This is a genomic window from Corynebacterium freneyi (assembly GCF_030408835.1).
In the GTDB taxonomy this organism is placed as follows: domain Bacteria; phylum Actinomycetota; class Actinomycetes; order Mycobacteriales; family Mycobacteriaceae; genus Corynebacterium; species Corynebacterium freneyi.
Map to the genome: position 1 here is coordinate 705,486 of NZ_CP047357.1, position 12,468 is coordinate 717,953.

General features: G+C 70.2%; 14 protein-coding genes. 10 read left to right on the forward strand and 4 right to left on the reverse strand.

From position 1 onward, the window contains the following. Positions 1 to 39 precede the first annotated feature (39 nt). Together serB and CFREN_RS03220 are read left to right on the forward strand one after the other, a co-directional pair. On the forward strand, positions 40 to 1,335 hold the full coding sequence (gene serB / locus CFREN_RS03215; RefSeq protein WP_209653876.1) for a phosphoserine phosphatase SerB: 1,296 nt from the start codon (positions 40 to 42) through the stop codon (positions 1,333 to 1,335). Continuing rightward, on the forward strand, positions 1,332 to 2,099 hold the full coding sequence (locus CFREN_RS03220; protein ID WP_290252455.1) for a peptidyl-tRNA hydrolase: 768 nt from the start codon (positions 1,332 to 1,334) through the stop codon (positions 2,097 to 2,099). Before serB ends, CFREN_RS03220 begins: the two co-directional genes overlap by 4 nt. Here the strand turns inward: CFREN_RS03220 and CFREN_RS03225 are convergent. Both CFREN_RS03225 and CFREN_RS03230 read right to left on the reverse strand, forming a co-directional pair. After that, positions 2,096 to 4,033 (reverse strand): ATP-dependent DNA helicase, encoded by a 1,938-nt coding sequence (locus CFREN_RS03225; RefSeq protein WP_246580169.1) that lies wholly within the window; start codon positions 4,031 to 4,033, stop codon positions 2,096 to 2,098. The genes CFREN_RS03220 and CFREN_RS03225 overlap by 4 nt on opposite strands. Continuing rightward, positions 4,026 to 5,348: a nicotinate phosphoribosyltransferase gene (locus tag CFREN_RS03230; protein WP_070523372.1), complete on the reverse strand. Its 1,323-nt coding sequence runs from the start codon at positions 5,346 to 5,348 to the stop codon at positions 4,026 to 4,028. The genes CFREN_RS03225 and CFREN_RS03230 overlap by 8 nt, the downstream gene beginning before the upstream one ends. Positions 5,349 to 5,423: 75 nt before the next feature. On the opposite strand from CFREN_RS03230, the gene clpS reads away from it, so the two are divergent. The 8 genes from clpS to CFREN_RS03270 all read left to right on the forward strand — a co-directional run bounded on the left by clpS (position 5,424) and on the right by CFREN_RS03270 (position 11,484). Then, positions 5,424 to 5,717 (forward strand): ATP-dependent Clp protease adapter ClpS, encoded by a 294-nt coding sequence (clpS, locus tag CFREN_RS03235; RefSeq protein WP_035120168.1) that lies wholly within the window; start codon positions 5,424 to 5,426, stop codon positions 5,715 to 5,717. Between the two features lie 12 nt (positions 5,718 to 5,729). After that, positions 5,730 to 6,281: a DUF2017 domain-containing protein gene (locus tag CFREN_RS03240; protein WP_035120170.1), complete on the forward strand. Its 552-nt coding sequence runs from the start codon at positions 5,730 to 5,732 to the stop codon at positions 6,279 to 6,281. Then, entirely contained in the window at positions 6,278 to 7,441 is a 1,164-nt protein-coding gene (locus CFREN_RS03245; RefSeq protein ID WP_209653873.1) for a P1 family peptidase, read from the forward strand. The genes CFREN_RS03240 and CFREN_RS03245 overlap by 4 nt, the downstream gene beginning before the upstream one ends. Positions 7,442 to 7,506: 65 nt before the next feature. Continuing rightward, the gene (locus CFREN_RS03250; RefSeq protein ID WP_246580170.1) at positions 7,507 to 8,088 is read left to right on the forward strand and encodes a rhomboid family intramembrane serine protease; all 582 of its coding nucleotides are present in this window, start codon (positions 7,507 to 7,509) and stop codon (positions 8,086 to 8,088) included. A gap of 104 nt (positions 8,089 to 8,192) precedes the next feature. Further along, positions 8,193 to 9,020: a glutamate racemase gene (gene murI / locus CFREN_RS03255; RefSeq protein ID WP_070523401.1), complete on the forward strand. Its 828-nt coding sequence runs from the start codon at positions 8,193 to 8,195 to the stop codon at positions 9,018 to 9,020. Between the two features lie 59 nt (positions 9,021 to 9,079). After that, positions 9,080 to 9,838, forward strand: coding sequence for an MBL fold metallo-hydrolase (locus CFREN_RS03260; protein WP_209653871.1), 759 nt, complete (start codon positions 9,080 to 9,082; stop codon positions 9,836 to 9,838). 18 nt (positions 9,839 to 9,856) lie between these two features. Next, a complete protein-coding gene (gene rph, locus CFREN_RS03265) occupies positions 9,857 to 10,627 on the forward strand; it encodes a ribonuclease PH (RefSeq protein ID WP_035120174.1) in 771 nt (256 codons plus the stop codon). Between the two features lie 152 nt (positions 10,628 to 10,779). Further along, positions 10,780 to 11,484, forward strand: a complete 705-nt coding sequence (locus tag CFREN_RS03270) for a non-canonical purine NTP pyrophosphatase (protein ID WP_070523381.1) — start codon at positions 10,780 to 10,782, stop codon at positions 11,482 to 11,484. A 121-nt stretch (positions 11,485 to 11,605) separates the two neighbouring features. Here CFREN_RS03270 and CFREN_RS03275 read toward each other — a convergent pair whose 3' ends face one another. Both CFREN_RS03275 and CFREN_RS03280 read right to left on the reverse strand, forming a co-directional pair. Further along, positions 11,606 to 11,953 (reverse strand): DUF3817 domain-containing protein, encoded by a 348-nt coding sequence (locus CFREN_RS03275; RefSeq protein ID WP_246580233.1) that lies wholly within the window; start codon positions 11,951 to 11,953, stop codon positions 11,606 to 11,608. A 74-nt stretch (positions 11,954 to 12,027) separates the two neighbouring features. Beyond that, on the reverse strand, positions 12,028 to 12,396 hold the full coding sequence (locus tag CFREN_RS03280; RefSeq protein WP_070523406.1) for a hypothetical protein: 369 nt from the start codon (positions 12,394 to 12,396) through the stop codon (positions 12,028 to 12,030). Between the last annotated feature and the right edge of the window lie 72 nt (positions 12,397 to 12,468).

The following is a 12,468-nucleotide window of genomic DNA, read 5'->3' on the forward strand; positions in this document are numbered from 1 at the left end:
GGAGTCGAGGCGGCGACGCCGTCATGGGATAATCGCGGGGTGCAGAACAAGGTTGATGTCCCCGCAGCCCCCGATGCCGTCGACCCGTCGCTGGAGACGGTGACCCTGCCGGAGGGGCTCGTCCCCGCGGTGGTCACCGCCACCGGCCCGGACCGTCCCGGCGTCTCCGCTTCCTTTTTCCGGGTGTTGGCCGCGCACGGCGCCCAGTTGCTCGACGTGGAGCAGTCGCTGTTCCGGTCGCGGCTGTCGCTCGGTGCGCTCGTCGGCGTGAAGGAGGACCGTCTGGACGTGATGGCGGCCGGCCTGACCGAGACGCTGAAGGGTCACGGCATGACCGTGGAGGTGTCGTCGGAGGGGGCGGAGTCGACTCGCCACGCGTCGTCGCATGCGGTGGTCGTGTTGGGCAATCCGCTCGAGGCGACGGATATCGCCCGCATCGGCCAGACCCTGGCGGATTACGGCGCGAACATCGACTCGATCCGCGGCATCGCGGATTACCCGGTGACGGGCCTGGAGTTGAAGGTGTCGTTGCCGGATCCGAAGCCGGGTGCCGGCGTGCCGGTGCGCAAGGCGCTGGCGGAGTTGGCGTTGACCCAGAACATCGACATCGCCATCGAGCGCGACGGCCTGCAGCGTCGTTCGAAACGGCTGATTTGCTTCGACGTGGATTCGACGCTCATCACGGGCGAAGTCATCGAGATGTTGGCGGCGCACGCCGGCCGTGAGGCGGAGGTCGCGGCGGTGACGGAGCGGGCGATGCGCGGCGAGCTGGATTTCGCCGAGTCGCTGCATGAGCGCGTCAAGGCGTTGGAGGGGTTGCCGGAGTCGGTGTTGCAGGAGGTGTCGGACTCGATCGTGTTGACGCCGGGTGCGCGCACGACGATCCGCACGCTCAAGCGCCTGGGCTACAAGGCCGGTGCGGTGTCGGGCGGGTTCATTCAGATCCTGGAGCCGTTGGCGAAGGAGCTGGGGCTGGACTTCTACCGGGCCAATACGCTGGAGATCGTCGACGGGAAGCTCACGGGTCGCGTTATCGGTGACGTCATCGACCGGGAGGAAAAGGCCCGGAGTCTGCGCCGTTTCGCGGAGGAGTCGGGGCTGCAGATGCACCAGACGGTCGCGGTGGGCGACGGGGCCAACGACATCGACATGTTGTCGGTGGCGGGCCTGGGCATCGCGTTCAACGCCAAGCCGGCGCTGAAGGAGGTCGCCGATACGTCGGTGAACACTCCGTTCCTGGATGAGGTGCTGTTCATTCTCGGCATCTCCCGCGACGAGATCGATCACGCCGATCGCGAGGACGGCATCTTCAGCCGGGTTCCGCTCGAGCAGTGAGTTTGCTTTACGACGATCCGGCCACCGGGTCGTGCGGCGTTCCCGGTTGGTTCGTTCGCACGCATGGGGTGCTGCCCCGGCCGATGCGGGAGGATCCGGGGGAGGATGTGCCGTGGTCGATGCCGATCATCCTCAACATTCCGAAGCCGGATCGTCCGGACCGGACGGAGCTGTTGGAGGCCGCGGCGACGGCGGTCGTGGCGTGTTGCCTGGATGACCGTGCCGGCGACGCCGAGTCGCCCTATGCCCGCGCACTGGGGCAGTGGTACGGCGCGAGGATCCGCAAGATCGCCCGCCGCGCCCGCAACGTCCAGTGGGACCGCGTGCAGGATCTGCCGGGTGTCACGGCGTCGGTTGGCGGTGCGTCGGCGCGGGCGTTGACGCCGGGGCCAGTGGGAGGCGAGGACGTGGTCGTCGCAAAGCTCCAGATCGGCGGCACGGACCTGCCGAAGCCGGATAGTCCCGCCCGGGAAGCCGGGGACGACGGGGTGCCGACCATCTGGGTCGACGCGGACCTGGGGATGACCGTGGGCAAGGCCGCGGCGCAGGTCGGGCACGGGTCGATGCTGCTGGCCGGCGTCATGGACGTCGGGGCCGCGTGGGAATGGGCCCGCGCCGGATTCCCGCTGCGCGTCCGCGAGGTGCCGCGGGCGCAGCTGCCGACCGGAGGTGACGTGGCCGTCGTGGTCCGCGATGCCGGATTCACCGAAATCGCCCCCGGAGCGGCGACGGTGGCGGTCACCGGCGGGCGTTACCGAACCTAGCCCCCGTACCTCTGCGCCACCAGCCGTTCCAGGGCGCTGCGGGCGACGGCGCCGTCGGTGGTCCGCCAGAACGGCGGCATCGACGCGGCGATCCAGGAACCGTAGCGCTGGGTGGCCAGCCGGGGATCGAGCACGGCGACGACGCCGCGGTCGTCGACCGACCGGAGCAGCCGACCCGCACCCTGCGCCATGAGCAACGCGGCGTGGGTGGCGGAGACCTCCATGAATCCGCTGCGCCCCGCCCGGTTCGCCGCGTCCGACCGCGCCGACAGCAGGGGATCGTCGGGGCGGGGGAAGGGGATGCGGTCGATGACCACCAGCGACAGCGACGGGCCGGGGACGTCGACGCCCTGCCACAGCGACAGGGTGCCGAACAGACACGAGTTCTCGTTGGCGGTGAACTGCTCCACCAGGTTGCCGATCGCGTCGTCGCCCTGGCACAGCACCTCGAAGGGCAGACGCCGGCGCATCTCCTCGGCCGCCGCCTCCGCCCCACGACGTGACGAAAACAGGCCGAGGGTGCGCCCGCCGGCGGCGGTGATCAGCGACGCCAACTCGTCCATCACCTTCGGGTCGGTGCCGTCGCGCCCCGGCTTGGGCAGGTGGCGGGCGACGTAGAGGATGCCGGACTTCGCCGGGTCGAACGGCGTGCCCACGTCCATGCCGTCCCACTCGCCCCGGGGCAGCCCCCACGCCGCGGCCATCGCATCGAACTTGCCGCCCAACGCCAACGTCGCCGACGTCAGCACCACGGTGTTCTCGCCGAACAACCGATCGCGCAGCAGATCCGACACCGTCAACGGCGCCACGCACAGCGCCCGCCGGTCGGTCAGCCACACCACGTCGGCGTCGTCGAGGGCGAGGATCCGCACCGCCGCGTCGTGCATGTTCTCCAACGCCGCGCGGACGGTCTGCCGCTCGGTGGCGTCGCCCTCCTGACTCGTGGCCAGCGCCGTCTGCGCCCGCCACAGGGCATCCCGCAGGGCGGTCAACGGCACGCCGACGTCCGGGGGAATCTCCTCCCACCGGCCGACCCCGTCGTGGCCAAGCGAAACAAGGGCCTCCTGCAGCATGCTCGCCGCATCCTCCAGATCCCCGGCCTCCTCGACGGCCCCGGCGTTCTTCGCGCGCTTGGCGGTCAACGTCACGCCGGTGGAGGTGAGCTCGTCGGTGGCCACGGACGTGATGCGGGCGTCGAGCTCATGGGCCTCGTCGACGACGACGCACTCGTGCTGCGGCAGGATCAGCCCATCCGACAGCGCGTCGATGGCCAGCAGCGCATGGTTGGTCACCACCACGTCGACGTCGGCGGCGCGGGCCTTGGCGGCCTCCGCGAAACACGTGTCGCCCATCGGGCACTTCGCCGCCCCCACGCACTCGCGGGAGGTCACCGACACCTGCCGCCACGCCATGTCGGACACGCCCCGGTCGAGGGAATCGCGGTCGCCGTCCTCGGTGTCGTCGGCCCACTCGCGCAGCATGAGCACCTGCGCCGCCGTCTTCGACAGCGTCGACGAATCGATCAGCGCCCCCGTGTCGCCGATGCCGTCGTCGGGGTCGAGCGGGACTTCCGCCACCTTGTTGCGGCACAGGTAATTGTTGCGGCCCTTGAGAATGGAAAACGTCGGCCGCCGATCCAGGTGCGGCTCCAGGGCGTCGGCCAACCGCGGCAGGTCGCGCTCGACGAGCTGCCGCTGCAGCGCGATGGTCGCCGTCGACACGATGACCGCCTGGTCGTCCTCCATCGCCCGCACGATCGCCGGAACGAGGTACGCCAGCGACTTGCCGGTGCCGGTGCCAGCCTGCACCGCCAGGTGGCGGCCGGACTCCATCGCCCCGTGCACCGCGCGGGCCATGGCCACCTGGCCGGTGCGTTCCGCGCCGCCGAGAGCGGCGACGGCGTGGGCGAGCAGCTCCTCGACGCGATCAGACACCGGCGAAACGCACGTGAATGACCGGCTCGTCGCGCGACAGCGCCAGTCCCTCCCACGGCAGGGAGATCAGGGCCCGCGCCAGGTGGTCGCGGCTTTCTTCGAGGGTCGGCAGGCCGTCGCACAGCTCGCCGCCGCGCATCATGGGGATGGTCAGCTCCACCGCGTCGAGCGTGCCGGTGTCGGGGGCGTCGGCGCCCAGCGGGTACGCGATTTCCTCCACGGCGGTGCCGGACCGGCGGCAGGCGCGGATGGCCGCCTTCGCGCCGCCGTGGCTCCGCTTGTCGCGGGATCGCTTTGCGACGGGCACCCCGTCGACTTCCACGAGCTTGTAGACCAGACCCGCCGTGGGCGCCCCCGAGCCGGTGACCACCGACGTGCCGACGCCGTAGACGTCGACCGGCTCGGCGCGCAGCGCGGCGATGGCGAACTCGTCGAGGTCGGAGGACACGACGATCTGGGTGTTGTGGGCGCCCAGGCCGTCGAGCTGCTGGCGGACCTGTCGGGCCAGCACGCCCAGGTCGCCGGAGTCGATGCGCACGGCGCCGAGCTCCGGGCCGGCGACCTCGATGGCGGTGGCGACGCCGACGGTGATGTCGTAGGTGTCCACCAGCAGTGTGGTGTCCAGGCCGAGGGTCTCCACCTGGGCGCGGAAGGCGCCCGCCTCGTCCGGCGTGCCGTCGGCGTTGGTGTGCAGCAGCGTCCACGAGTGGGCGGAGGTGCCCGACGCCGGGATGCCGTAGCGGGCGGCGGCCTCCAGGTTCGACGTGGCGGTGAATCCGGCCAGGTAGGAGGCGCGGGCGGCGGTGACGGCGGCGTCCTCGTGGGTGCGGCGCGACCCCATCTCGATGATCGGACGGCCGCCGGCGGCGGTGACCATGCGGGCCGCGGCCGACGCGACGGCGGAGTCGGAGTTGAGGATCGACAGGATCACCGTCTCCAGGATCACGCATTCGGCGAAGGTGCCGCGCACGGTGAGGATCGGGGAGGCCGGGAAGTACAGCTCGCCTTCGCGGTAGCCGTCGATGTCGCCGGTGAAGCGGAAGTTGCGCAGGTAATCCACCGTCGCGTCGTCGAGGAAGTCCAGCGTGGCCAGCTGGTCCTCGGTGAACCGGAACCGCGAGATGGCGTCGAGCACGCGGGCGGTGCCGGCGACGACGCCGTAGCGGCGCTCGTTGGGCAGGCGGCGCCCGAACACCTCGAAGGCGCATCGTCGGTCGGCGGTGCCGTCGCGAAGCGACGCCTGGAGCATCGTCAGCTCGTACTTGTCCGTCAGCAGGGCGGTCGAGTCGGTGGTGTGGGGCGTCGGATTCGTCACCTGGCCGAGTCTAGTCGGCGGCGCGGCCGGGGTGGCCCGGTGCACGCGATCGCCGGGGTCGTTATCCTTGGGCGCATGACCATGCCAGCCGCCACCCCGATGGGCGTCATCGACGCCGAGACCGTGACCGAGTCGAACCGGCCATGGCAGTGCATCGTGTGGGACGACCCGGTCAACTCGATGAGTTACGTGACCTACGTGTTCCAGATGCTGTTCGGCATGGATCGCAAGAAGGCCCACGAGCTGATGCTGAAGGTGCACAACGAGGGCAAGGCCGTCGTGTCGTCGGGTGAGCGCGACAAGGTGGAGTCGGACGTGAAGAAGCTGCACAAGGCGGGCCTGTGGGCCACGATGCAGCAAGCTGATTAGAGGAGAGAACCCATGCGCCCCTGGAAGAGGAAGCGGGGGATGCTGCGAGGCGGCGCCCGGTATGTCACGGTCCTGGAGCCGGCGGAGCGGGCGTTGCTGGGGGAGCTGTCCGCCACCGTCGCCGATGCGTTGATCGCGCGGGCGCAGTCGGCGCCGAAGGATGAGCTGTCGGAGCTGACGGGCATGCCGTCGGGGCATGCGGAGGCGCCGGAGGATCCGCGGTTGGCGCGGCTGCTGCCGGATTTCGCCGCGGAGGGCGACGAGTCGGTGGAGGGCGAGAACCAGCTGATGCGCCAGCTGCACGAGTCGGACATCGTCAAGGACAAGTTGACGGATCTGCGGTCGATCATCGAGGCGTTGGAGCCGGCGGACAACGGCCACGTGTCGTTGACGGAGGAGCAGGCGAATCAGTGGATCGCGGCGATCAACAGCCTGCGCCTGTACCTGCATGCGACGTTGGAGGGCCATGACGGTCCGATCGTCAAGGCGGAGGAGACCGACGCGATGTACCAGTGGCTCAGCTACAACCAGGAGTCGTTGGTGCAGGAGTTGATGCGGGAATGACGGGCGGCGGTGTCGACGTGGCGTCGGCGTCGTTCGGGGGTCGCTTGACGACGGGGCCGGCCGCCTCGCCGTCGCGTCTGCCGGGCGTTTCCGTCGGTCACGCGTCCGCCGCGGACACCGGCGTGACGGTGGTGGCGTGCCCGGAGGGTGCGGTGGCGGCGGTGGACGTGCGGGGCGGTGGCCCGGGGACGCGGGAGACCGATCTGCTGGAGCCGCGCAACACGGTGCGGCAGGCCCATGCGGTGGTGTTGTCGGGCGGGTCGGCGTTTGGCCTTGCCGCGGCGGACGGGGTGATGAGGGGCCTGGCCGACCGCGGCCACGGGTTCCCCGTCACCGACGAGTTTCCAGACGTCCGCGTGCCCATCGTGCCGGCCGCCGTCATCTTCGACCTGCTGCTCGGCCGGCGCGACGTGCCCGATGCGGAGTTGGGGAGGAAGGCGCTGGATGCTGCCCTGGCCGACGGCGACTCCGGTGACCCCGGCGAGCCCGGCGATGATTCGGGCGTCGAGTCCGGGTGCGTCGGCGCGGGCACGGGGGCGATGGCCGGTGCGCTCAAGGGCGGCGTCGGCCAGGCGTCGGTGACGCTCGCCGATGGTGCGACGGTGGCCGCCATCGTCGTGGCCAACCCGATGGGCGCGGTCGCCGGGCCCGACGGGCGGCTGTGGTCGGATCCCGGCCGCGGTGCCATCCCGGATGAAGCGTTGGCCGCACTGGGCGAGAAGTTCGTCGGCCTGACGAAGGTGCCGGTGGCCGCCGACGACGGGGCCGGGTCGCTCAACACGACCATCGGCTGCATCGTCACCGACGCGGCATTGACGCAGGACCAGGCGCAGCGGTTGGCGATGGCCGGCCACGACGGCATGGCCCGCGCCATCCGCCCCGCCCACCTGCCCATGGACGGCGACACCCTGTTCTGCTTGGCGACGGGAACGTTCAGCAGGGCAGACACGGCGGAGGAGAAGACGCCCGTGGGCCCCGAGACTCTGGCCCTGCTCGCCGCCGCGGCCGCCGACGCCGTCGAGCACGCCATCGTCGACGCCGTGGTTTCCGCGCGGTCGCGCGCCGGAGTGCCGTCGTTCGGCGACCTCATCGGTGTCTCCGGTATCTCCGGCGTCTCCGATGGTTCCGACGACCGACCCGAGAGGACCCGACCCCAGTGACCATGCAGCCCGGATCGTGGGAACCGCGGCCCGCCTCCGCACCCGTTAGGCGCCATCCCGGTGCGGTGGCGCCGAAGACGTCCGACGGCGGTCTCGGCCCGGCGCTGGGCACGGGCATCGCGTTCACCGTCGTGACGTGGGTGACGTTCTTCGTCAACGAGATCTTCTTCCGCGGCGGCCTCAACGACCTGCTCGGGCTGCGGCCCCTGGACACCCACGGGTTGTGGGGCATCCTCTTCGCGCCGTTCCTCCACCACGACCTGCAGCACCTCATGGCCAACTCCGTTCCGGCCGCGCTGTTCGCCGCGCTCATCGCGTTCACGTCGAAACGGCTGTGGTGGCAGGTCACGGCCATCGTCATGGTGGTGTCCGGCGTGGCCACGTGGTTCATCGGCGGCGTCGGCACCGCACACATCGGCGCATCCGGGCTGGTCTACGGATGGCTGGCGTTCCTCATCGTCCGCGGCTTCTACAACCGTTCGCCGGGCCAGATCCTGCTGGGCATGATCCTCGGCTTCGGCTACTCCGGCCTGCTGTGGGGAATGCTGCCCACCGAAGTCGGCGTGAGCTGGCAAATGCACCTCTTCGGCGCCATCGGCGGCATCATCGCAGCCGCCAAACTCAAGCGCGGAAGGGCGACCCGATGAGCGTCGCAAAGCACGAACACGCCGAAGAAGCGGCGACCGCGACGCCAACCGCGACCGCTACGGAAACAACCACCACGACCCGGGCACCGGGGGAGGGCAACGACATGGACGACGGCCAACTCGAAGTCGACCGCACCGCGCCGATCGGCGTCTTCGACTCCGGCGTCGGCGGACTCACCGTCGCACGCGCCATCGTCGACCAGCTGCCCCACGAATCCATGATCTACGTCGGAGACACCGCCAACGGCCCCTACGGCCCCCTGCGCATCGCCGACGTGCGACGGCACTCCGAAGCCATCGCCGACGACCTCGTCGAGCGCGGCTGCAAGATGATCGTCATCGCCTGCAACACAGCCTCCGCCGCCTTCCTCCGCGACGCCCGCGAGCGATACCCCATCCCCGTCATCGAAGTGATCCTGCCCGCAGTGCGCCGCGCGGTCTCCGCCACCCGCAACGGCCGCGTCGGCGTCATCGGCACCACCGCCACCATCCGCTCCCGCGCCTACCAGGACCTCTTCGACGCCGTGCCCGGCGTCGAGGTCTCCGCCACCGACTGCCCCCGATTCGTCGACTTCGTCGAACGCGGCATCACCTCCGGGAGGCAGATCCTCGGGCTGGCCGAGGGCTACCTGGCGCCCCTGCAGGCCGACGGCGTCGACACCCTCGTCCTCGGCTGCACCCACTACCCCCTCCTGTCCGGCATCGTGCAGCTGGCCATGGGCGACGACGTCACCCTCGTCTCCTCCGCCGAAGAAACCGCCAAGGACGTGCTGCGGACCCTGACCACGCTCGACCTGCTCGCCGACCCCGCCACCGACCCGCCGCCCACCCGCGTCTTCGAATCCACCGGCGACCCCGAGATGTTCCAGAAGCTCGCCACCCGCTTCCTCGGGCCCGCCATCACCGACGTCAACCCCCACATCGGGCACTGAAAGCCATGCGACGGCCGCCCGACATGCCCGATGCCCGGTCGACGTGGCATTGTGGGGTTATGAAAGTGACGGTTCTGGGATGCACGGGCAGCATGTGCGGCCCCGATGCGGCAGCCTCCGGATTTCTCGTCGAATCCGACGATGGGGCGTTCGTCATGGACTTCGGGCCCGGCGTGCTCGGGGAACTGCAGAAATACCGCGACCCCGCCGAGCTGGACATCGTGCTGTCGCACCTGCACGCCGACCACTGCCTGGACATCCCCGGGCTGCTCGTGTGGCGCCGCTTCCACCCGACCAAACCGTCCGCCCACCGCAACCTGCTGTGGGGCCCCGCCGACTCCCACGACCGCCTCGGCCACGCATCGGCCGACACCGGCGACGGCTTCGACGACCTCAGCGACACCTTCGACTTCCGCACCATCGCCGAGCGCGTCCCCTTCGAACTCGCCGGCCTGACCGTCGAGGCGTACCCGATGCTCCACCCCATCGAGGCGTGGGGCTTCCGCATCACCGGCCCCAACGGCGTCGTCGCCTACACCGGCGACACCGGCTGGACCGACGCGGTCATCGACCTGGCCCGCGACGCCGACGTGTTCATCTGCGAGGCGACCTGGTGCGGCGACGGCGACGACGCGCCCGCCGACATGCACATGTCCGGCGCCGAAGCCGGCCGCGCCGCGAGGCTGGCGGGGGCGGGCACGCTCGTGCTCACCCACATCCCGCCCTACGGCGACCCCGACGCCGCGCTGGCCGCCGCCCGCGCCGAATTCGACGGGCCCGTGGAACTCGCCCGCCCCGGGATGGTCATCGAACCGTAGGCCGGTACCGTTGGTGCCATGACTTCTGATTTCACCCGCGCCGACGGTCGCGCCGGCGACGAGATGCGCAAGGTTTCCATCACCCGCGGCTTCACCGACAACCCTGCGGGATCGGTGCTGGTGTGCTTCGGCAACACCCGCGTGATGTGCACCGCCTCCGTGGAACAGTCCGTGCCCCGCTTCAAGCGCGATTCCGGCGAGGGCTGGCTGACCGCCGAGTACTCGATGCTGCCGGCCGCCACCCACGAGCGCATGCCGCGCGAGTCGATGCGCGGGAAGGTCAAGGGCCGAACCCACGAGATTTCCCGCCTGGTCGGCCGTGCCCTGCGTGCCGCGGTGGACCTGAGCCAGCTCGGCGAGAACACCATCAACATCGACTGCGACGTGCTGCAGGCCGACGGCGGCACCCGCACCGCCGCGATCACCGGCGCCTACGTCGCCTTGGCCGATGCCCTGACGTACCTCCACGCCGCCGGTGCGGTGCCGGGTGCGCCGCTGAAGGCGCCGGTCGCCGCGGTGTCGGTCGGCGTCATCGACGGCCGGGTGTGCCTGGACCTGCCGTACGAGGAGGACTCCCGCGCCGACGTCGACCTCAACGTGGTGATGACCGCCGAGGGCAAGTACGTGGAGATCCAGGGCACCGGCGAGGCCGCCACCTTCGACCGCGACGAGCTCGATGCGATGCTCGACGTCGCGGGCAAGGGTCTGCGCGAGCTCATCGAGCTGCAGCAGGAGGTTCTGCGGGCCCCGTACCCGGGTGAGCTTCCCGACGGCCGCGTGGAGGTGTAGCGGCCCTCTTCCCGGAAGCCACCGTGGTTTGGGGGACACGTGCGTGACGTGAACCCGCCATGGTGCAAAACTGGAAGGCGGACGACGCACCTGCCGTCGTACCGGCGGCGCCACCCGCCGCCGACCAACCGACCACGGGAAGGGGAAAGGCGATGAAGCTACTGGTCGCCACCCGCAACAGGAAAAAGCTGGAAGAACTCTCCCGGCTGCTCGAAGGCGCCGGCGTCGAAGGCGTCGAACTGCTGTCGATCGACGACGTCGACCCATACCCGGAACGGCCCGAAGACGGGCGCACCTTCGAGGACAACGCGCTGATCAAGGCCCACGACGGCGCCGACGCCACCGGCCTTCCCTGCCTCGCCGACGACTCCGGCCTTTCCGTCGACGAACTCAACGGCATGCCCGGCGTCCTCTCCGCCCGCTGGTCCGGCGGCCACGGCGACGACGCCGCCAACAACGAACTGCTGCTCGGCCAGCTGCGCGACATCCCCGAAAACCGCCGCGGCGCGTCCTTCGTGTCCTCCGTCGTGATGGTCGTCCCCGGCGCCGGAGAAGTCGGCGACGGCGTCGCCCCGGACTCCGGCGACGGCGACCTGGTCCTGTCCTTCCACGGCGAATGGCGCGGCCGAGTCCTCACGGCACCCCGCGGCGACGGCGGCTTCGGCTACGACCCCCTGTTCGTCCCCCGCGAAGAAGACACCCGCGTCAAGGCGGGCCGCGACCTGGACACCGCCGGCGACCGCCCCCGCACCGCGGCGGAACTGCCGCCGGAGGAAAAGGACGCCATCAGCCACCGCGGCCGCGCACTGCGCCAGCTCGTCCCCGCGCTCGCCGACCTGGCGAAGTCCCTGCCCTGAGACCCTGCTCTGACCCCGGCGGCACCATCCACGCCGCCGACGGCACGACCGCGACGAAAAAACCGGCGCCTCGCATGTCCCGAACGGACGATGCGGGGCGCCGGCGTCGCAAAGCAAAAAGCTAGGCCAAATCGAACTCGGCCCTGACCTCGTCGCGGCGCTTGCGCTCGACGATGAACGACAGGAACGGCACCACGCCGCCCAACGCCGTGATGATCCACTTGCCCGGCGTCCACCGCGCCTTCGTGCCCAAGTTGACGATCGCGATGAGAAACGCCATGTAGGCGAAACCGTGGACCTGCGCCACGAAGAAGAACCACGACGGAGCGTCGTTCTTGTCCTCCAGGATCCCGTACTTGTAGATCATCTCCGCCACCAGCACCAACAGCATCACGCCGGTGATGTAGGCGGTGACGGAAAACGCCGTCAGCGCGGTCTGCACGCGACGCCGACGATCCGGGTGGATCACGCGGTCGCCCGCGGCCGGGGCGGCGTTCGGCTGCGCCTGGTTCGCGGCGTTGTTCGGGACCTGATTCGGGTTGGTCACTGGTTTTCCTCCTCGACGTTCACGCTCGGGCGCGTGGGCAGGAAATCCTCCGGGATCTCCGTCATGTCGCCCTCGCGGACGGTGACGCCGGCCTCCTCGTTGCCTTCGAACTTCTCGCGCTCGTACTGCATGTACTTGCGGTACGCCCAAATGAAGAAGATGCCGAACGCCGGCCACTGCAGCGCATACCCCAGATTCTGGAAGGAACTGGTGGTGTTCCAGCGGCTGAGCTGCCAGTACGCCAACGCAAGCGTCGCGATGACCGCCGCGATCAGGAACACCAGCTGGATGATGCGCGTGCGCCGCTTGAACGGACCGTGGCCGCCGTCGGCCTCCGGATGGGACTTCTGCCTGGTGGATGACACGCCCACCAGCCTAACCGGTTACCATTGACCAAGCCCGTGGACCCCGCGGAAAACCCCCTGGGGGATCGGCCG

What these genes read in the sequence shown, in the direction of transcription:
- CFREN_RS03260 (WP_209653871.1), top strand. Translation starts at nt 9,080, where the DNA reads ATGAAAGTGACGGTTCTGGGATGCACGGGCAGCATGTGCGGCCCCGAT.
- murI (WP_070523401.1), top strand. Translation starts at nt 8,193, where the DNA reads ATGGACGACGGCCAACTCGAAGTCGACCGCACCGCGCCGATCGGCGTC.
- CFREN_RS03270 (WP_070523381.1), top strand. Translation starts at nt 10,780, where the DNA reads ATGAAGCTACTGGTCGCCACCCGCAACAGGAAAAAGCTGGAAGAACTC.
- clpS (WP_035120168.1), top strand. Translation starts at nt 5,424, where the DNA reads ATGACCATGCCAGCCGCCACCCCGATGGGCGTCATCGACGCCGAGACC.
- CFREN_RS03240 (WP_035120170.1), top strand. Translation starts at nt 5,730, where the DNA reads ATGCGCCCCTGGAAGAGGAAGCGGGGGATGCTGCGAGGCGGCGCCCGG.
- CFREN_RS03245 (WP_209653873.1), top strand. Translation starts at nt 6,278, where the DNA reads ATGACGGGCGGCGGTGTCGACGTGGCGTCGGCGTCGTTCGGGGGTCGC.
- rph (WP_035120174.1), top strand. Translation starts at nt 9,857, where the DNA reads ATGACTTCTGATTTCACCCGCGCCGACGGTCGCGCCGGCGACGAGATG.